Below are 17,979 nucleotides of genomic sequence, written 5' to 3'. Positions count from 1 at the left end.
CTCCCATGTCGTCGACTCCTCGTTGAGTACGGACTGTGGTGAAGCTGTGCGGTGAACCGCGTCCTCAGAGATCTGCGCCGGTGCCGGCCGCGGCCGGGGGATCCGCCGGAGCCGTGTGTTCGGCGCTGTGCAGCCAGCAGGCGGCCACCTGATCGGTGGCGACCGGCAGCGGTGGCGGCGCGGCCTCCTTGCAGATCGCCATCGCGAAGGGGCAGCGCGGGTGGAACCGGCAGCCGCTCGGCGGGTTCACCAGGCTCGGCGGGGCGCCGCGGCCGCGCAGCACCGGCGGCTCGGTCCTGGCCGGGTCGGGTGCGGCGCTCAGCAGCAGCTGGGTGTAGGGGTGGGCCGGCGCGTCGGTGATCTGGGTGGCCGGACCGGACTCGACGACCTGCCCGGCGTACATCACCAGTGCGGTGTCGGCCAGGTAGCGGGCCGAGGCGATGTCATGGGTGACGTAGAGGATGGCCAGCCGCTCGCGTTCGCGCAGCTCGTCCAGCAGGTTGAGGACGCCGAGCCGGATCGACACGTCCAGCATGGAGACGGGCTCGTCGGCCAGCAGCACCCGGGGTTCGACGGCGAGGCCGCGGGCGATGGCGACGCGCTGCCGCTGGCCGCCGGAGAGCTCGTGCGGGTACTTGTCGATGAAGCGCTCGGACGGGCTGAGCGAGACGCGTTCCAGCAACTCCCGCGCCTTGGTGTCCAGATCGTCCCGGCCGGCCCGCTTGTGCAGCTTCAGCGGCCGCTCCAGGTGGTAGCGGACGCTGTGCACGGCGTTGAGCGAGGAGAACGGGTCCTGCAGCACCAGGTGCACCAGCCGGGTGTACTCCTGGCGGGCCTTGGCGCTGCTGCCCACCGGCACGCCGTCCAGCAGCAGTTCGCCGGAGGTCGGCGCGATCAGCTGGGTGAGCAGCCGGGCCAGGGTCGACTTCCCGGAGCCGGACTCGCCGACCACGGCGGTGACCGTGGCCTCGGGCAGGGCCAGCGAGATGTCCTCGACGGCGTGCACGACCTGGCGGGTCCGGGACGGTCCGATCTGGTGCACCGGGAAGTGCTTGGTGAGGTGCCGGGCCTCCAGGGCGGGGATGCCGGGGCGCTTCGGCCCGTGGACGACGGTGGTCCCGTCGCTGAGGGTGGGCGTCACTGGTCGCTCCCATGGGTGTCGTCGGTGGCGGGGGCCCCGTTGCCGGTCGCCTCGCGGTGCAGCGGCGCCGGCGGCTCCTGGAGTCCGTCCTGCAGCCAGCAGGCGGCGACCCGGTCCTCGCCGTCGGTACGGACCGGATCGGACACCGGCCGCACCAGCTGCGGGGTCTCGGTGCGGCAGCGGTCCATGGCGTAGGGGCAGCGCGGATGGAAGGCGCAGCCGCCGGGAAGGGCGGTGAGCGAGGGCGGTGAGCCGGGGATGCCCTCCATCCTGACCCGGTCGCCGTGCAGCGCCGGGAAGGAGTTGAGCAGACCCAGGCTGTAGGGGTGCCGCGGGGCGTGGAACAGCTCGTCCGCGCCGGCGCGTTCGACGATCCGCCCCGCGTACATGATGGCGATGGAGTCCGCCAGCTCGATCAGCAGCGACAGGTCGTGGGTGATGAAGATGATGGCGAAGCCCAGCCGCTCCCGGAGCTGCATCAGCTCCTCCAGGATCTCCCGCTGGGTGACCACGTCCAGGGCCGTGGTCGGCTCGTCCATGATCACCAGCTGTGGCTCCAGGGCCAGCGCCATCGCGATCATCACGCGCTGCCGCATCCCGCCGGAGAGCTCGTGCGGGTAGCTGCGGAGCCGGTCGGCGCTGATACCGACCATGCGCAGCAGCTCCACCGCCCGCTCCCGGCGCTCGGTCGGGCTCATCTGCCTGCGGTGCGCCTTGAGCACGTCGGTGAGCTGGGCGTCGATCCTGGCGACCGGGTTGAGCGCGTGCATGGCGCTCTGGAACACCACGGCCAGCTGCGACCAGCGGATCTCCCGGAGCTTGGCCATGTCGGCGCCGAGCAGGTCGACGATCTCGGTACCGGCCGACACCACCTCGTTGGGTGCGGCGCCGAACGCCGAGGACTGCGGCCTGTTGTGGAACAGCACCTCGCCGCCGCTGATCACGCCGGGAGCGCGCAGCAGCCGGGTCAGCCCGTAGGCCAGCGTGGACTTGCCGGAACCGCTCTCCCCGGCCAGGCCGAGCACCTCGCCCCGGCGCAGGGTCAGCGTCGCGTCGGTGACGGCGCGGACCGCTCCGGCGCCGACGCCGTAGTCGATGCAGAGGTCGCGGACCTCGAGGACGGTGTCGGCCGTCGCGGCACGCGGTGCCGGGACTGCGGTGGGCGCGCTCACTTGGACTTTCCTTCCGAGGCGGCGGCGACGGGGGTGGGCAGGTCGGCCGAGCCGGCGGTGGCGCGGTGACTGCGCGGCGGGCTGCCGTTCCCGGCCGTGCGCAGCACCGGGGTCAGCCCGAGGGTGTACCTGACGCCCTTGCGGTTGTCACGGGCCGACCGCAGCCGGGGGTTGATGATCTCGTCGATGCCGAAGTTGAGCAGTGCCAGGGCGATGCCGACCAGCGCGACGCAGAGCGCCGGCGGGACGTACCACCACCAGTAGCCGCCGAGCATGGCGCTGTCCTGCTGGGCGGTGTTGAGCATGGTGCCCCAGGTGGATGTGGCCGGGCTGATGACGCCCAGCCAGGACAGCGAGACATAGGTCCCGATGCCGTAGATCACCGTGAAGATGAACGAGGAGGCCAGGATCGGCAGCAGGTTCGGCAGGATCTCGAAGACGATGATCCTGGGCTTGCGCTCGCCGATCACCCGGGCCGACTCCACGTAGTCCTGGTTCCGCAGGGCCAGGGTCTGCGCCCTGAGCACCCGGGCCCCCCAGGCCCAGGCGGTGAGCGCGATCACCGCGCCGATCAGCAGCGGGTTGTCGGTGTCGGCCGGCGGCAGCGGGGTCATCACCACCATCAGGATCAGCAGCCCGGGCAGGGCCAGGAAGATGTTCGACAGGATGGAGAGGACCTCGTCCACCCAGCCGCCCACGTATCCGGCGGTGACCCCGATCAGCACCGACAGGCAGGTGGCGATCAGGCCGGCCACGAAGGCGATCAGCAGGGTGTCCCGCCCCCCGGCCAGGACCTGCGAGAAGATGTCGTGCTGCTGCTGGTCGGTGCCGAGCAGGAACTTCCCGGACGGCGGCAGCGGGGTGCTGCTGGTGGAGTTGGCCTGCCAGTCGGGGGAGTGCGGTGCGACCATCGGCCCGAAGATCGCGACCAGTGCGAAGAAGATCAGGATCACGGCGCCGACGAGGACCTTGGGCGTCAGCGGTATTCGGGAGCCGCGGCGGAGCCGGGCCGGCTTCACGGCGGGGGTGGTGCCCGGGGTGGCCGGACCGGTGGTCTCGGTGGGAACAGCCATCGGTCAGGCCTCCTTGCGGGCGCGCGGGTCGAGGATCACATAGGCGATGTCCGCCAGGAGGTTGGCGCCGAGCACGGTGAAGGTGACCACCAGCAGGATGCCCTGCATCAGCGGGTAGTCGGCGTCGAGGACGGCCAGGTAGACCTGGTAGCCGATGCCCGGGTAGGAGAAGACGATCTCGGTGACGATCGAGCCGGTGACCACCAGGCTGATCGACAGGGCGAAGTTGGAGATGGTCGGCAGGATCGCGTTGCGGGCCGCGACCGCGATCACCTTCCACCGGGGCAGGCCCTTGGCCGCCGCCACCAGGACGTAGTCCTCGTCCATGGTCGTGATCATCATATTGCGCATGCCGATGATCCAGCCGGCGATGGAGGCCAGCGCGACCGTCGCGGCCGGCAGCACCCCGTGCTCCACCACGCTGGTGACGAACGGTCCGTTCCAACCCTGCGTCAGATTGGAGTTGCGGCCGGTGTCGTAGCCGTTGGCGTAGGGGAAGAGCTTCCAGTAGAAGCCCCCGGTGATCAGCAGCAGCGAGGCCAGGATGAAGTAGGGGACCGCCTGGAAGAAGGTCGCCGCCGGCAGCAGCGCGTCCAGCAGGCCGCTGCGGCGCCAGCCGACGACGATCCCCAGCAGGGTTCCGATCACGAAGGCCACGATGGTGGCCGAACCGACCAGGCCGATGGTCCAGGGCAGGTCCTTGCTCAGGATCTGGGTGACGGCCACGGACTTGGACGTGGAGTGCCCCAGGTCGCCCTGGAACAGGTGGCCCAGGTAGGTCATGTACTGCGAGAAGGTGCTCTGCTTGCTGTTCAGCCCGTACTGGTCGGCCAGGGCCTGCAGTTGCTGCGGGGTGATGGTGGTGGTCTGCATCTTCGCGAGCAGCGCCTGCAGGGCGTTGCCCGGGAGCATCCGGGGCAGGAAGAAGTTCAGCGTGACGGCTGCGAACGCGGCCAGCACGTAGAAGCCGAGTCGGCGCAGGATGGTGGTCATCGTCGGCTCCTCTCAGGAGATCTGGCGCCACACGGCGGGGCGGGAGTCGGGTGGGCAGCCGCAGCTCTCGCGGCGGATCAGACGGGTCGGCAGGACGAAATCCTGTACGGCGTCGCTGTCTTGGGGGGCATCAGCAGAGATCATGCTGTGGAGGACCTCGAAGGCTTTGGCGCCGATCTCCTGGATGGGCTGGCGCACGGTGGTCAGCTGGGGGCGGAGGTGTCGGGCGAAGGGCAGGTCGTCGAAGCCGGTCACGGCGACGTCCCCGGGGACGTCGAGACCGTGCTCGGCGAGGGCGTAGATGACGCCCAGCGCGGTCTGGTCGTTGGCGCAGGCGATGGCACGCGGCAGGGTCGCACCCAGGGCGATCAGCCCCCGGACGATCTGCACCCCGCTGCCGGCCGAGTAGTCGCCCTGCCAGGCGGGGCCGGTCAGGCACTCGCCCCCCAGCGCGTGGACCTCGGAGGCGAAGGAGCGGCCGCGGACGATGTTGTCCGGGCTGTCGGCGTGGCCGGCGATGTAGGCCAGCCGGCGGTAGCCGTGGTCCTGCACTAGGTGGCGTGCCATCTCCCGCATGCTGGTGGCGCTGTCACCGCGGACGTTGGCCACCGGGCCGCCCTCGGCACCGGCCAGGGTGACCACCGGCACGGTGCGGGCGATGCTCGCGATCCCGGCGGGGGAGAGCACCTGGTCGTGCAGGATCAGGCCGTCGCACTTGCCGGCGATGGTCATGATCCGGTTGGGAAGGGTGTGTTCGTCGATGTTGACCGAACTCACCAGGAGGTCGTATCCGCGACGCTGCGCCACGATCTCGATACCCCGGTTGATCTGGTCGCCGAACAGCAGGCTCTCGGACTCGTCCTCGAACATGCCGCCGTCGTCGGTGCCGTACACCCGGCGGAAGACCACTCCCACCACCTGCTTCAGCCGGCTGCTGAGGGCCCGCGCGGCTCCGTCCGGGACGAAGCCCAGCTCGCTGATGGCCTTGAGCACCCGGTCGCGGGTGGCCGGACGCGGATTGTCCCGTCCGTTGAGGACCCGGGACACGGACGCGATGGAGACCCCGGCACGGCGGGCGACATCGTAGATCGTCGGCGTCGCGCCGGAGGTGGGTCGTGCGTCCATCGGAGGCTGTCCTCTGGTTCCTGGGAGTGTGTCCGGAGACTGGCGTAAGCGCTTACTGGAAATGTTCTGGGTTGACCGTAGGACGGGGGTGCAGCCGCCGCAAGAGTGGATGTCGCTGCCGTTACGCTGATGTGACTTTTCTTCAGGAAGTGTGGCCTGCATTGCTCCTGTGTGTTCACCAAATGAACAGACAGGGGGAATGGGCGGCGGCTCAAGAAGCTCGTTCGGATGCCGATGATACTGGTCTGACCTGGAGTTATCGTTGATTTGCGGGCTTTGTGACGGCATTTCGAACGATCGCTGCGGATTGAAGCTGTGAAGTTTCGGGCCGACACCCGCTGCCTAGTTGGCGGACCGGACCCGGCGTCGGGCCCGGCCGTGCACGAAGCGTGGCAGCCGTGTGCTGATGCGTCTGGAAGCGCTTACTGGAACGATCAGCCGACCTGTCGCAGGCAGGGCCTCAGTGGCCGCGCGGCAGACCCCGGTGCTTGTACACGGCGATGCCGGTGAGCACGAGTCCCAGGATGATCGGGACGACCCCGGGCGTGCCGTCACCGGGGTCGGCGGCGTTCTCACTGGCCGGCGGACGCGGCCGGGCCGCACGCGCGGGAGCGGGAGTGGGCCGGGCGGCGGCGGTCGCGGTTGCGGCAGGGTGGCCGGTCGGCCCGGTGTCGGCCAGTGCCGTGCCGGCCAGTGCGGGGCCGGAGGCCGCGGACAGCCCGCCGGCCCAGCAGAGCAGCAGCGCGGCGGCAGCGGCGCGGCGGCGCAGCGGTGTTCGCGGTCCGCGGGAGAGCTGCATGGTCGGTTGACTCCCCGGGAAGGCTGCGACGGACGGGAGCGCCGCCGCTGCCGGCGCGTCCCACTGGTGCAACGACCGTCCGTAGCAGGCGGTTACGACTTCCCGCAGGTGAAAGGCGGTTCGCCGGGGCAGGACGGCGTCGTGGGCGGCACCGACCCTCAACGGTGCCGCCCACGCATCCCGGTCGGGGTCAGGGTTCCGATCGGGAGATCGCGCCGCGCCGGATCGTCTCCCCGTACCAGTGCGCACTGGCCTTGGGGATCCGGCGCTGGGTGGAGTAGTCGACGTACACCGCGCCGAAGCGCTTGCCGTAGCCGTACGCCCACTCGAAGTTGTCCATCAGCGACCAGAGGAAGTAGCCGCGCACGTCGGCGCCGTCCCGGATGGCCGCGTGGATCGCCGCCAGATGGCCGTGGACGTAGGCGATCCGCTCCGGATCGCGGACCTCGCCCTCGGGGCTGATGTAGTCGTCGAAGGCGGCGCCGTTCTCGGTGACCATCAGCGGCAGGTCGGGGTGGCTCCGGGCCACCCCGGTCAGCAGGTCGTAGAGGCCGGACGGGTCGATGCTCCAGTTCATCGCGGTGAGTCGGCCCGGGGGCTGGTGGAAGACCACGTTCTCGGAGCCGGGCCAGGGCGAGAAGTCGCTGCTGCCGTGGCCGTCGTTGCGTGCGGCCTCGCCGGCCGCACCCTGGTCGCCGCCCGCGGAGACCACGGTCGGGTTGTAGTAGTTCACCCCGAGCAGGTCGATCGGCGCGGAGATGGCGGCGAGGTCGCCGGGCCGCACCAGTTCGTCCCAGTCCACCAGGTTCGCGGTGTCCTGGCGCAGGTCGGCCGGGTAGGCGCCGTCCAGGATCGGGCCCAGGAAGACCCGGTTGCCCACGGCGTCGATCCGCCTGGCCGCGTCCAGGTCGCGGTCGCTGCCGGTGAGCGGGCGGACGGCGTGCAGATTGAGGGTGATCGAGAGCTGCGGGTCCGCAGCGGCGGGGAGGGCGGAGCGCAGCGCGGCGACGGCCCGGCCGTGGGCCAGGTTGAGGTGGTGCGCGGCGCGCAGCGCGTCGGTGGGATCGGTGCGCCCCGGGGCGTGCACCCCCGAGCCGTAGCCCAGGTAGGCGGTGCACCAGGGCTCGTTGAGGGTGGTCCAGTAGCGGACCCGGTCGCCGAGGGCGTCGCCGAGCAGCGTTGCGTACTCGCCGAAACGCTCGGCGGTGTCGCGGGCCGGCCAGCCGCCGGCGTCCTCCAACTCCTGGGGCAGGTCCCAGTGATAGAGGGTGGCGACCGGGGTGATCCCGGCGGCGAGCAGTTCGTCGGTCAGCCTGCGGTAGAAGTCCAGGCCGCGTTCGACCGCCGGGCCGCGTCCGGTGGGCTGCACCCGGGACCAGGACACCGAGAAGCGGTAGGAGTTCAGGCCCAGCCGGCTCATCAGGGCGACGTCGTCGCGGTAGCGGTGGTAGTGGTCGGCGGCGATGTCACCGGTGTCGCCGTTGCGGACCCGTCCGGGGGTGTGGCTGTAGGTGTCCCAGATGGAAGGGGTCCGGCCGTCCTCGGCCGCCGCTCCCTCGATCTGGTAGGCGGCGGTCGCGGCGCCCCACAGGAATCCGCTCGGAAAGTGGAGTAGTCCGTCGTCTGCGCCGACCGGCCCGGTTCGGGGCGGGGCGGCGGGGAGGGGGTGGACTGCGGTCATACGGGAGCGCTCCCAGGGGTAGGTGCGGTTCGCGAGGGCGGGTACCAGGCGCTGTCGTACGCTGCCGGGGCCTCGGCGGCGCCGGAGCGCAACTGCGGTCCAGTTGCGGGCGAGGATGCAGGCGCGGGCGCCCATGCGGGAGGTGCCTCCAGGCTGGTGCAACAGTCTGGGAGCGCTCCCATTGCTCTGTCGACATGGTCGTGCTTGGATGATGGAGTGTCAAGCAGTTGGGACGAAGGCCGCTGCGCGACCGGGACGTGGGCTTCCGCAACCGTCCCTTCCTGTCGAAATGCACGCGCCGGCCACGGGATTCCATGCGGGCTCAGGGACTAGTGTGCGACGCGAGCAGAGCGGAACGGAGGACGCACCATGACCCACGTCGGCGAGAGGCCCGCGCGCCGGGGATCGGCCAGGCCCACCCTGGAGGCCGTCGCACAGCTGGCCGGCGTCGGCCGGGGCACGGTGTCCCGCGTGGTGAACGGTGCCCCCGGGGTGAGCGACCAGGCCCGTGCCGTCGTGGAGCGCGCCATCGCCGAGCTCGGCTACGTACCCAACCGGGCCGCCCGGACCCTGGTGACCAGCCGCACCGACGCCATCGCCCTGGTCATCCCGGAGACCGAGACCCGGCTGGCCTCCGAACCCTTCTTCGCCGAGATCATCCGCGGGGTCGCCAGCGAACTCTCGGACACCGAGATGCAGTTGCTGCTCATCCTGGTCCGCACCGCGCAGGAGCGCGACCGGCTCGCCGCCTACCTCAGCGGCCACCGGGTGGACGGGGTGCTGATGGTCTCGGTGCACTCCGAGGACCCGCTGGTGGACCTGCTCGAACGCACCGGCCTGCCGGCCGTCCTCGGCGGCCGCCGCTCCGAGCTGGAGTCGCTGAGCTACGTCAACCCGGACAACTTCGGCGGCGCCTGGGCCGCGGTGCGCCATCTGGCCGGGCTCGGCCGCACCAGGATCGCCACCATCACCGGGCCGCCGGACATGGAGGGCGCGCGCAGCCGTCTGGACGGCTACCGGCGCGCCCTGGAGGAGGCCGGCCTGCCGGAGGACGAGGCCCTGCTCGGACGGGGCGACTTCAGCGAGGAGTCCGGGGTCCGGGCCATGCACGAGCTGCTGGAGCGCCGGCCGGACCTGGACGCGGTCTTCGGCGCCTCCGACCTGATGGCCGCCGGAGCCATGCGGGTGCTGCGCCAGTCCGGCCGGCGCATCCCCGAGGACGTGGCGGTGGTCGGCTTCGACGACTCGCCGGTGGCCCGGCACACCGACCCGGCGATGACCACCGTGCGCCAGCCCAGCGAGGAGATGGGCCGGGCCATGGCCCGGCTGCTGCTGGAGGAGATCGCGGCCCCGAGCCGGACGCACCGGCAGATCATCCTCACCACCGAACTGGTGCGCCGCGAGTCGGCCTGAGGCCCGGCCGTCGCACTGCCTCGGTCGGCCTGTTCCGACCGGGACGACCGGCGAGTAGCGTGGAAAGGGGCCCTCGGTGAGCGCCTTCCTCTTGTCGACGTGGGGTGACCGCGATGATCGTGGTGGATGTACTGCTCGGTGTACTGGGGGCGGGGGCGTTGTGGCTGGCCACCGGTGTGCGGGTGGTCCAGCAGGTCGAACGGGGAGTGGTCTTCCGCTTCGGCCGGGTCCGCCGTGCGGTCCGGCAGCCCGGCGTCACCCTGCTGGTGCCGATCGCCGACCGGCTGCGCAAGGTCAATGTCCAGATCATCACCATGCCGGTGCCGGCCCAGGAGGGGATCACCCGGGACAACGTCACGGTCCGGGTCGACGCGGTGGTCTACTTCAAGGTCGAGGACCCGATCCTGGCCACCGTGAACGTGCAGAACTACACCTTCGCCATGTCCCAGGTGGCGCAGACCTCGCTGCGCTCGATCATCGGCAAGAGCGAACTGGACGATCTGCTCACCAACCGCGAGCCGCTGAACCAGGGACTGGAACTGATGATCGACAGCCCGGCCGCGGGCTGGGGCATCCACATCGACCGGGTGGAGATCAAGGACGTCGCCCTGCCCGAGTCGATGAAGCGCTCGATGTCGCGGCAGGCCGAGGCGGAACGTGAGCGCCGGGCGCGCATCATCACCGCGGACGGCGAGTTCCAGGCCTCCCGCAAGCTGTCGGACGCGGCCGCGATCATGAGCAGCACCCCTGCGGCGCTGCAACTGCGGCTGCTGCAGACGGTGGTGGAGGTCGCAGCGGAGAAGAACTCCACGCTGGTGCTGCCCTTCCCGGTGGAGCTGCTCCGCTTCCTGGACGGTGCGACCCCGGACTCGTCCAAGTCCCCGCCGCTGGTCTCCGAGGCCGCGAAGGCGGCGGCCGCTGCCGCGGCGGCCCTGATCAAGCAGGATCTGACGGACGAGCTGAACGGGTCGGTGCCGCCGGTGCCGGAGATCCCGGAGGCCGCGGTGGCGGATCTGCAGCTGGAGAGCGGCGAGCCGTTCGGCAGCGGCGAGCCGTTGACCGGTGGCGAGCCGCAGAAGCAGCAGTCGGAGGAGAACTGACGACCCGTACGCGAAAAAGCTGCGGCCCCTGACCTCGTCCGAGGCCAGGGGCCGCAGCCCATGGGGTGAGTGACGGGACTTGAACCCGCGACACCCGGGATCACAACCCGGTGCTCTGCCAGCTGAGCTACACCCACCATCCGCCAGCCGCTTGTCGCGCTGACGGAGATAACTCTACAGGATCGGACCGAGTGCTCACGACCGCCTTTCGGCGTGGCCGCGGCCCCGGTTCGGTCGGCGTCTCGGCAGGTCAGGCCGGGGGCAGCTGGTAGCGGGCGGCGATGGCCCGGGCCGCGTCGGTGTCCGGGCCCGGCTGCGGGACGAAGACGGCCTCGCGGTAGAACTTCAGCTCCGCGATGCTCTCCCTGATGTCGGCCAGGGCCCGGTGGTTGCCCTGCTTCTTGGGGCTGTTGTAGTAGGTCCGCGGGTACCAGCGCCGGGCCAGCTCCTTGATCGAGGAGACGTCGACGATCCGGTAGTGCAGGTGGCCCTCCAGCGCGGGCATGTCCCGGGCGAGGAAGCCCCGGTCGGTCGCGACCGAGTTGCCGCAGAGCGGGGCCTTGCCCGCCTCCGGGACGTGCTCCCGCACATAGGCCAGCACCTGGGCCTCGGCCTCGGCGAGGGTGACCCCGTGCTCCAACTCCTCCAGCAGGCCGGAGGCGGTGTGCATGGCGCGCACCACGTCGGGCATGTTGGCGACCGCCTCGGCCGGGGGACGGACGACGATGTCGACCCCCTCACCCAGGACGGTGAGCTCGGAGTCGGTGACCAGGGCGGCGACCTCGACCAGTGCGTCGGTCTCGAGGCTGAGCCCTGTCATCTCGCAGTCGATCCAGACCATGCGATCGTTCACGTGCCTTCACCGTCCTGGTGGGAGTGCGCCTGTGCCAGGACCGGGCGGCCCCGCAGGGTCGATCATCTGTCGGATCGCGCCCAAAGCAAACCCGGCGCGGCCCTCAGGGGTCGGTTCCCGATCCGAGAGGGCCGCGGGTCAGTCCGCGGACCGCTGCTGCACCGGCACCCTGGCCGGATCCGCCGGGCCGGCGTCGGCACGTCCGCCGTCGGGACGTCCGGCATTGGCACGTCCATCGTCAGGACGTCCGCCGTCGGGACGTCCGCGCGCGGGCAGCACTCCGGGCGACGCGGTCGCGGGCCCGGCTGAGGCGCTGCGGTGGGTACCGTCCCCCGGCTCGGGGGCGGCCGACTCGCGGCGACCCCGAGCGCCCGCCTCCGTTCGGCCGTCCTCCGTCGCGGCGTGGTCGGTCGGGTCCGGGCGTCCGCCCCGTGGCCGCGCGCCGACCCGACCGGTACGGGACGTCCGGGCCTGGGCCGGGACCCGGCCCTGGTCGGCGCGGGCGTCCGGGGCCGCCGGGTTCGGGCCCTGCGGTCCGGGCTGGGGAGCGGGCATGGTCGTGCCGCCCTCCTCCGCGGTGAACGGTGGCAGGCCGCCGAGGCCGCCCAGTCCGACGGCCGCCACCGAGGGTGCGGTGGCGCCGTCGGCGGCACCGGGTTGCGGGCGGCGGGCCCGGAACGCGGTCCGGTAGACAGCCGGTGACATCCCCAACTGCCGCCGGAAGTGACCGCGCAGCGCCACCGGCGAGCGGAAGCCGCAGCGCCGGGCCACCTCGTCCACGGACGCCTCGGTGGTCTCCAGCAGCCGCTGGGCCTGCAGCACGCGCTGCGAGATCAGCCACTGCAGTGGGGCGCTCCCGGTGAGGGAGCGGAACCGGCGGTCGAAGGTGCGCCGGCTCATGTAGGCGCGGGCGGCCAGGGCCTCGACGTCGAACTGCTTGGAGAGGTTGTCCAGGGCCCAGGTCACGACCTCGGCGAGCGGGTCGTTGCCGATTTCCTCAGGTAAAGACCGGTCGATGTACTGGGCCTGTCCTCCGGAACGGCGGGCCGGGACGACCAGTCGGCGGGCCAGTGCGGCGGCCGCCTCGGCGCCGTGGTCGGTCCGCACCACGTGCAGGCAGAGGTCGATCCCGGCGGCGGTACCGGCGCTGGTGAGCACGTCGCCGTCGTCGATGAACAGTTCCCTGGGGTCGACCTGGACCTGCGGGTAGCGCTTGGCGAGGGTGGGCGCGTACATCCAGTGGGTGGTGGCGGGCCGTCCGTCGAGCAGTCCGGCTGCGGCGAGGACGAAGGCGCCGGTGCACAGGCCGATGATCCGGGCGCCCTCCTGGTGGGCCTTGCGCAGGGCTGCGAGCGCCTCGGGCGGCGGGAGTTGGGCGGCGGAGCGCCAGGCGGGCACGACCACGGTGCCGGCCCTGGCGAGGGACTCCAGGCCGTGCGGCGCGGTCATGGTCAGCCCGCCGGTGGTGGCCAGCGGACCCTCCTCGCCGGCGCAGACCAGCAGCCGGTAGCGGGGCACGCCGGCGTCCTGCCGATCGACGCCGAAGACCGAGAGCGGGATGGAGCTCTCGAAGATCGGGGCACCGCTGAACAGCAGCACCGCGACGATCTCGGGGCGGCGCCGACCGGAGAGCTTGCGGGCCGCGCCGGCCGGGGTCGGAGCCGCCGGCTCACCGCTGCCGCCGCCCGGCGGGGCTGTTTCGACGCCCGGGCCCGGGGCGCTGCCGCGGGCATGGGGGGAGACCGAGCCGTCCGCTGACGCGGCGTTCCTGCTGACCCTGCTCAAGGCGCTCCGGCCCCCCTCGGTCGTGTGTCTGCCCGACGTGGCTGGTGAGTCGTGCGGAGTCCCCGGTCGACCTCCGGGGCTGCCGTCCGCACGGTCCACGCCTGCGACGTCATGGTTGTCCGGTCCTGTGCTGCACTTCGCGGCCCCCCGCTCTTGCCAAGATCGAATCTACTGGGTCCAGGGTTGCTGGTGCGACAAGTTCACCATCCGACGCTATGTCGATAAGGCAATTTGGCGTGAAGCATTCGATCACCGAGAGTGGCATCCACCGGCGCCCCGGGGAAGAGGGCGTGTCAGGCACTGGCCAGTTGTCGCACGGGTGCCCGCCCGCCCTGGGAGATTCCGCTGCTCAGCCGGTGCGTCTGGGCTGCGGCGAAGCGCAATCAGGATGGGGCGTCCTGAAGTTGACCGAAAAACAGCCATCGGGAGCACGAGAGGGTGCACGGAGGTGCGTGGGGCGCGCATGGGGCGCATGGATCGGCGTCAGCGGCGCCCCATGCGCGGTGAAACCGCCGAACCGGCCGAACCGGAAGGCCAACGGCCCGGCCACGGTGCCGATCCGGGATGATCCGGATCGCCGGAGCGGCGGATAGCATCGGCCGATGGAGCCTCGCAGTCGCCTCGAACTGGCCAATGACAACGCGGCCGGGCAGTGGCTGGCACTCGCCGGCGTCGAGGGCTGGGAGACCCGCAGCGGGACCGGCTGGGCCGCGGTCCGTTGCGGGGACGGTACCGGCAACGCGCACCAGGTCCAACTCACCCGGGCGCCGGCCGACGCGGCGGAGTTGACCGGGCAGTTGGTCGCGCTGTTCCGCGAGTGGGACACCCGTTGGCTCTCCCTGGTCGACCCCTACGGTGCGGTCGACCTCTCGCGCTTCGGCTGCGAGCGGACCCTGCCGACGCCGGTGATGGTCCGCGACCCCGGGCCGGTGCCCTCGCGTCCGGGGGGACGGCGCGCAGCGGCCGGAGGGGCGGCGGGGCCGTCGGCGGTTGAGGAAGTGGTCGTCGCGGCAGCGGTGGTCGGTCCGGAGGCGGGCGGGGCGGTAGCGGTCGGGGCGGTGGAGGTCGTGGAGGCCGCCACGGAGGGCGAACTCGCCGATGTGGAGCGGGTGGTGGTCGAGGGCTTCCCGGTCGCCCCGAGGCTGCCCTGGCGGCGCGGAGCGACCTTCCCCGCGGGCTGGGACGTCCTGGCCGGGCGCCGCTCCTGGCTGGCACGGCTCCGGGGCGAACCGGTCGGCGCCTGCGTCTCCTGGGACGACGGCGCCTCGGTGGGCGTGTACTGGGTGGCGGTCCTGCCCGAGCACCGCTCCCGTGGGATCGCCAGGGAACTGATGGCGGCGGTGCTGCGGGCCCACCCGGACCGTCCGGCCGTGCTCAGCGCCACGCTGCTGGGCGAGCCGCTCTACCGCCGACTGGGCTTCGTCGAGCAGGGGGTGGCCACCTGGTGGCGGTACCCGGGGACGGGAATGGGCGCCCCCGGGCCGACCGCCGCACCCTGAACCGCCGCGCACCGACCGGAGACCGGGCCCGGAGCCGGGCCCGGGGACACGGCCTCCGGACACGGCCTGCGGACCCGCCTCAGGGCGCCGAGCGCGATCCCGGAAGGGCCCCGGGAAGAACTCCCGGAACTGCCCGGGGCAGCATCCCGGGCCCTACGGGCCCTCCGGACCCCGGCCCGGAGCGGTTCCCGGGGCGGGATCCGGACCGCCAGGAGTAGCCGCGGGGATAGCGCCCCCGGTCGGTCCGGTGCAGGTCCTCCTCGGCCAGTACCAGGGCCACCGCCTCGGGCAGGTTCCGCGCGGTGAGGGTGGGGCGGTAGCCGGTCTCGCCCCAGGAGCGGCCGTGGTCGATCCAGACGCTGCGCATGCCGGACACCGCGGCCCCGGCGATGTCGGCCGGGGCGTGGTCGCCGACCATCCAGGCGGAGGCCGTCCAGTCGGCCGCGGTGTCCATCCCGCAGCGCTCGGCGGCCAGATGGAAGATGCGGGGGTCGGGCTTGGCGCAGCCCGCCTCCTCGGAGACGGTGCAGCCGTCCACGAGTTCGTCCAGCCCGGTCCGCCGGATCTTGGCCCACTGCTGTTCGGTGGCCCCGTTGGAGACGATCCCGAGGACCCATCCCTCCGTCCGGGCCAGGCGCAGCGCCTCCAGGTGGTCGGCCGGGCAGGCGATCAGTTCGGTGACAGTGGTCCGGTAGTCCTCCAACAGGTCGTCGATAGGTTCGGAGAGGCCGTAGCGGTCGACCGCCGCCCTGATGAGGACGGCACGGTCGAGATAGCCACCGCAGTCCAGGGTGGTGAACCAGCGGAGATCACCCGGCGGCAGCGCCCGCTCCGAGAGGAAGCGCATGGCCCAGCCCTGGAATGCCTGGTTCCGGTTGACCAGGGTGTTGTCGAGGTCGAAGAGCAGCAGGGGTGACATGGGCGGCATCGTCTCAATCCTTTGGCATATGCACGAGGCATATGGGCTGGACTGACCGAAAAGCGGCCTGCGCACCCATGAGTCCAGGACACCGTGCGACCGGACCCGAGCGGAAGGGCCGTGCAGACGTCAACCGATGTGCGTGGAAGGAACCCGGTATGTGCAGATCAGATAAGCAACAGCTCAGAACCCTGCAGACACCGTTGCACAAGCGCGGCTCCTCAGGCATGCTCCATGCACGCCCAGGGCGCAGCGCGGACGTGCTGAAGCGCTGCGGCGGCGCGAACGCCTCCGCGTGCGCGTCCGCCGTTAGCGGTAACCGCACGATCCATGCGCTCCGTATCTGGGCGCGGACAGATTGTCGCCGTACCCTGGAGGGAAGAGGTCACGCAAGCCGTCACCCGGCCTAATCCGATCAGGATCGGGCGCACCGTGATGGTTTCCCCGGTCCCACAGTCCCTGGGTGTGACCACGCACCACACCCCGTATCCCACCTCGCCGAAACGACCATCGTCATGGCCGGTTACGACCTTCCAGAGCCCAGTGAAGGCAACCCGGCGGCGCGCCCCGCGGGGCCGGCGCCGCAGCAACCCAGGCTGCCCTGGCCCAAGTCGAAGTCGTCGAAGTCCGAGCCATCGAAGAGCCCGGCGCCGAATTCCCTGCCCCCGCCCGCGTCCCCGACGGGATCCACATCCTCCATGCCCAGTTTCGAATTGCAGTCGCAGACTGTCCGCCCCTGCGATCCGGCATTCCTGCACGGAGTCGTCGTCGGCTTCGACGGCTCCGTCTCCAGCGAGCGTGCCCTGGCCTACGCCGTCGGCATGGCCCGGCGTTCCCGGGTCGGCCTGGTGATCGTGCATGTGGCCAACCGGCTTCCCGCCACGGTGTGGGCGGGCTGTGAACCCCCTGTCTTCGTCGACGTCCCGGACCACCGCACCGAGGTGCTCGGCCTGGAACTCGCCTGCTCGGACTTCCTGGGTGACGTCCCCTGGGTGCTGGTGGAGCGCGGCGGGGACATCTGCCACGAACTGGAGGAGGTCGCGCGGGAGTATGCCGCGGACGCCATCGTGGTCGGTGGCACCCACGGCTTCCTGGGCAGGCTCTTCGGCTCGGTGGCCGGCCGGCTGGCGCGTCGTGCCAACCGACCGGTCGTGGTCATCCCCTGAACTCGTCCTCCTGAATTCGTCCTCCGAGCTTCAGGGGCGGCTGTCCTCCATGCCCAACTCGCGGGCGATGAGCATGCGCTGGACCTCGGAGGTGCCCTCGCCGATCTCCAGGATCTTGCTGTCGCGCCAGAAGCGGGCGACCGGGTACTCGTTCATGAAGCCGTAGCCGCCGTGGATCTGGGTGGCCTCACGGGCGTTGGTGACCGCGGCTTCGGAGGAGTGCAACTTGGCGATCGCGGCCTCCTTCTTGAAGCGCTCGCCGGACAGCAGCCGGGAGGCCGCGTGGTACCAGGCCAGCCGGGAGGTGTGGGCGCGCATCTCCATGTCGGCGATCTTGAACTGGATGGCCTGGTTGGCACCGATGGGCTTGCCGAAGGCCCGCCGCTGCGCGGCATAGCTGAGTGATTCGTCGACACAGCCCTGGGCCAGGCCGGTGGCCAGGGCGGCGATGGCGATACGGCCCTCGTCGAGGATGCGGAGGAACTGCGCGTAGCCGCGGCCTGCCTCCCCGAGCAGGTTGGCGGCCGGTACGCGACAGTCGGCGAAGGACAATTCCCTGGTGTCCGAGGCGTTCCAGCCGACCTTTGAGTACTTCTTGGAAGCCGAGAACCCCGGGGTCCCGGTGGGCACGATGATGGTGGAGATCTCGCGCCGGGTCGAGCCGTCGGGGTTCTTTTCGCTCGAAAGGGTGAGGGCGGCGACGGTGACCAGACCGGTGATCTCGGTGCCGGCGTTGGTGATGAAGCACTTGGAGCCGTTGATGACCCACTCGTCGGTGTCCGCGTCGTAGCGCGCGGTGGTGCGGGTGGCCCCGGCGTCCGAACCGCCCTCCGGCTCGGTCAGCCCGAACGCCCCGAGCAGTTCGCCCGAGCAGAGCCGGGGCAGCCAGGTGCGCTTCTGCTCCTCGGTGCCGTAGCGGTGGATCGGCATGGCGCCCAGCGAGACCGCGGCCTCCAGGGTGATCGCCACCGAGGAGTCCACCCTGGCCAGTTCCTCCAGGACCAGGCAGAGCGCCAGGTAGTCGCCGCCCATGCCGCCGTACTCCTCCGGGAAGGGCAGCCCGAAAAGGCCCATCCGCCCCATCTCGGCGACGATCTCGTAGGGGAACTCGTCGTGCTCGTAGTACTCGCCGATCTTCGGTGCGACGACGTCGTGGGCGAACTCGGCGACGGTCCGCCGCAGTTCCTCGTGCTCGGGGGCGAGGCGGTGGTCGAGCATCGTGGTCTCCTGAGGGTGTGGAGAAGGTGGGACGGGCCCGCG

The 17,979-nt window shown here is 71.4% G+C and carries 14 protein-coding genes, 1 tRNA gene and 1 pseudogene; 4 read left to right on the top strand and 12 right to left on the bottom strand.

Features of this window, described 5'->3' with window-relative positions:
• Positions 1-64: 64 nt before the first annotated feature.
• The 7 genes from ABUW04_RS35170 to ABUW04_RS35140 form a co-directional block, all read right to left on the bottom strand.
• On the bottom strand, positions 65-1,084 hold the full coding sequence (locus ABUW04_RS35170) for an ABC transporter ATP-binding protein (RefSeq protein ID WP_380568489.1): 1,020 nt from the start codon (positions 1,082-1,084) through the stop codon (positions 65-67).
• A 53-nt stretch (positions 1,085-1,137) separates the two neighbouring features.
• Positions 1,138-2,313 carry an ABC transporter ATP-binding protein gene (locus ABUW04_RS35165; protein ID WP_380568473.1) on the bottom strand — a complete coding sequence of 392 codons (1,176 nt, stop codon included), beginning with the start codon at positions 2,311-2,313 and terminating at the stop codon, positions 1,138-1,140.
• Entirely contained in the window at positions 2,310-3,386 is a 1,077-nt protein-coding gene (locus ABUW04_RS35160; RefSeq protein WP_051724916.1) for an ABC transporter permease, read from the bottom strand. The genes ABUW04_RS35165 and ABUW04_RS35160 overlap by 4 nt, the downstream gene beginning before the upstream one ends.
• 3 nt (positions 3,387-3,389) lie before the next feature.
• Entirely contained in the window at positions 3,390-4,379 is a 990-nt protein-coding gene (locus tag ABUW04_RS35155; protein ID WP_030250257.1) for an ABC transporter permease, read from the bottom strand.
• 12 nt (positions 4,380-4,391) lie between these two features.
• On the bottom strand, positions 4,392-5,504 hold the full coding sequence (locus ABUW04_RS35150) for a LacI family DNA-binding transcriptional regulator (protein WP_051724917.1): 1,113 nt from the start codon (positions 5,502-5,504) through the stop codon (positions 4,392-4,394).
• A 460-nt stretch (positions 5,505-5,964) separates the two neighbouring features.
• Positions 5,965-6,303, bottom strand: a complete 339-nt coding sequence (locus ABUW04_RS35145) for a hypothetical protein (protein WP_380568472.1) — start codon at positions 6,301-6,303, stop codon at positions 5,965-5,967.
• 190 nt (positions 6,304-6,493) lie between these two features.
• Positions 6,494-7,984: a GH1 family beta-glucosidase gene (locus ABUW04_RS35140; protein ID WP_380568471.1), complete on the bottom strand. Its 1,491-nt coding sequence runs from the start codon at positions 7,982-7,984 to the stop codon at positions 6,494-6,496.
• Between the two features lie 369 nt (positions 7,985-8,353).
• Here ABUW04_RS35140 and ABUW04_RS35135 point away from each other — a divergent pair, with 369 nt between their 5' ends.
• Positions 8,354-9,397, top strand: coding sequence for a LacI family DNA-binding transcriptional regulator (locus ABUW04_RS35135; RefSeq protein ID WP_030250266.1), 1,044 nt, complete (start codon positions 8,354-8,356; stop codon positions 9,395-9,397).
• Positions 9,398-9,510: 113 nt separating this feature from the next.
• Positions 9,511-10,497, top strand: coding sequence for a slipin family protein (locus tag ABUW04_RS35130; RefSeq protein ID WP_380568470.1), 987 nt, complete (start codon positions 9,511-9,513; stop codon positions 10,495-10,497).
• Positions 10,498-10,558: 61 nt separating this feature from the next.
• Here ABUW04_RS35130 and ABUW04_RS35125 read toward each other — a convergent pair.
• The 3 genes and pseudogenes from ABUW04_RS35125 to ABUW04_RS35115 all read right to left on the bottom strand — a co-directional run.
• Positions 10,559-10,634 (bottom strand) — tRNA-His (locus ABUW04_RS35125).
• A gap of 113 nt (positions 10,635-10,747) precedes the next feature.
• Positions 10,748-11,350, bottom strand: coding sequence for an oligoribonuclease (gene orn, locus ABUW04_RS35120; protein ID WP_037594411.1), 603 nt, complete (start codon positions 11,348-11,350; stop codon positions 10,748-10,750).
• Positions 11,351-12,000: 650 nt separating this feature from the next.
• Positions 12,001-13,003: pseudogene (locus ABUW04_RS35115) on the bottom strand (GlxA family transcriptional regulator); the annotation flags it as partial.
• 734 nt (positions 13,004-13,737) lie between these two features.
• Between ABUW04_RS35115 and ABUW04_RS35110 the strand changes: the two are divergent.
• Positions 13,738-14,634, top strand: coding sequence for a GNAT family N-acetyltransferase (locus ABUW04_RS35110; protein ID WP_380568469.1), 897 nt, complete (start codon positions 13,738-13,740; stop codon positions 14,632-14,634).
• Between the two features lie 79 nt (positions 14,635-14,713).
• Here the strand turns inward: ABUW04_RS35110 and ABUW04_RS35105 are convergent, their stop codons facing one another.
• Positions 14,714-15,553, bottom strand: a complete 840-nt coding sequence (locus tag ABUW04_RS35105) for an HAD family hydrolase (protein WP_380568468.1) — start codon at positions 15,551-15,553, stop codon at positions 14,714-14,716.
• Positions 15,554-16,251: 698 nt separating this feature from the next.
• Here ABUW04_RS35105 and ABUW04_RS35100 point away from each other — a divergent pair.
• Complete coding sequence (locus tag ABUW04_RS35100; RefSeq protein WP_051724919.1) at positions 16,252-16,719, top strand: universal stress protein; 468 nt, start codon at positions 16,252-16,254, stop codon at positions 16,717-16,719.
• A 30-nt stretch (positions 16,720-16,749) separates the two neighbouring features.
• Here the strand turns inward: ABUW04_RS35100 and ABUW04_RS35095 are convergent, their stop codons facing one another.
• The gene (locus tag ABUW04_RS35095; protein WP_030250283.1) at positions 16,750-17,937 is read right to left on the bottom strand and encodes an acyl-CoA dehydrogenase family protein; all 1,188 of its coding nucleotides are present in this window, start codon (positions 17,935-17,937) and stop codon (positions 16,750-16,752) included.
• Between the last annotated feature and the right edge of the window lie 42 nt (positions 17,938-17,979).

Origin of the sequence: Streptacidiphilus jeojiensis, from assembly GCF_042510965.1 — a bacterium.
GTDB lineage: Bacteria > Actinomycetota > Actinomycetes > Streptomycetales > Streptomycetaceae > Streptacidiphilus > Streptacidiphilus jeojiensis.
Note: the sequence above shows the minus strand (reverse complement) of the source record. Positions and strands in the feature narration are given on the sequence as shown.

Excerpts from the sequence above, each read along its gene's own strand:
- ABUW04_RS35160 (WP_051724916.1), bottom strand. The coding sequence starts at position 3,386 with ATGGCTGTTCCCACCGAGACCACCGGTCCGGCCACCCCGGGCACCACC.
- ABUW04_RS35155 (WP_030250257.1), bottom strand. The coding sequence starts at position 4,379 with ATGACCACCATCCTGCGCCGACTCGGCTTCTACGTGCTGGCCGCGTTC.
- ABUW04_RS35150 (WP_051724917.1), bottom strand. The coding sequence starts at position 5,504 with ATGGACGCACGACCCACCTCCGGCGCGACGCCGACGATCTACGATGTC.
- ABUW04_RS35145 (WP_380568472.1), bottom strand. The coding sequence starts at position 6,303 with ATGCAGCTCTCCCGCGGACCGCGAACACCGCTGCGCCGCCGCGCCGCT.
- ABUW04_RS35140 (WP_380568471.1), bottom strand. The coding sequence starts at position 7,984 with ATGACCGCAGTCCACCCCCTCCCCGCCGCCCCGCCCCGAACCGGGCCG.
- ABUW04_RS35135 (WP_030250266.1), top strand. The coding sequence starts at position 8,354 with ATGACCCACGTCGGCGAGAGGCCCGCGCGCCGGGGATCGGCCAGGCCC.
- ABUW04_RS35130 (WP_380568470.1), top strand. The coding sequence starts at position 9,511 with ATGATCGTGGTGGATGTACTGCTCGGTGTACTGGGGGCGGGGGCGTTG.
- ABUW04_RS35110 (WP_380568469.1), top strand. The coding sequence starts at position 13,738 with ATGGAGCCTCGCAGTCGCCTCGAACTGGCCAATGACAACGCGGCCGGG.
- ABUW04_RS35105 (WP_380568468.1), bottom strand. The coding sequence starts at position 15,553 with ATGTCACCCCTGCTGCTCTTCGACCTCGACAACACCCTGGTCAACCGG.
- ABUW04_RS35100 (WP_051724919.1), top strand. The coding sequence starts at position 16,252 with ATGCCCAGTTTCGAATTGCAGTCGCAGACTGTCCGCCCCTGCGATCCG.
- ABUW04_RS35095 (WP_030250283.1), bottom strand. The coding sequence starts at position 17,937 with ATGCTCGACCACCGCCTCGCCCCCGAGCACGAGGAACTGCGGCGGACC.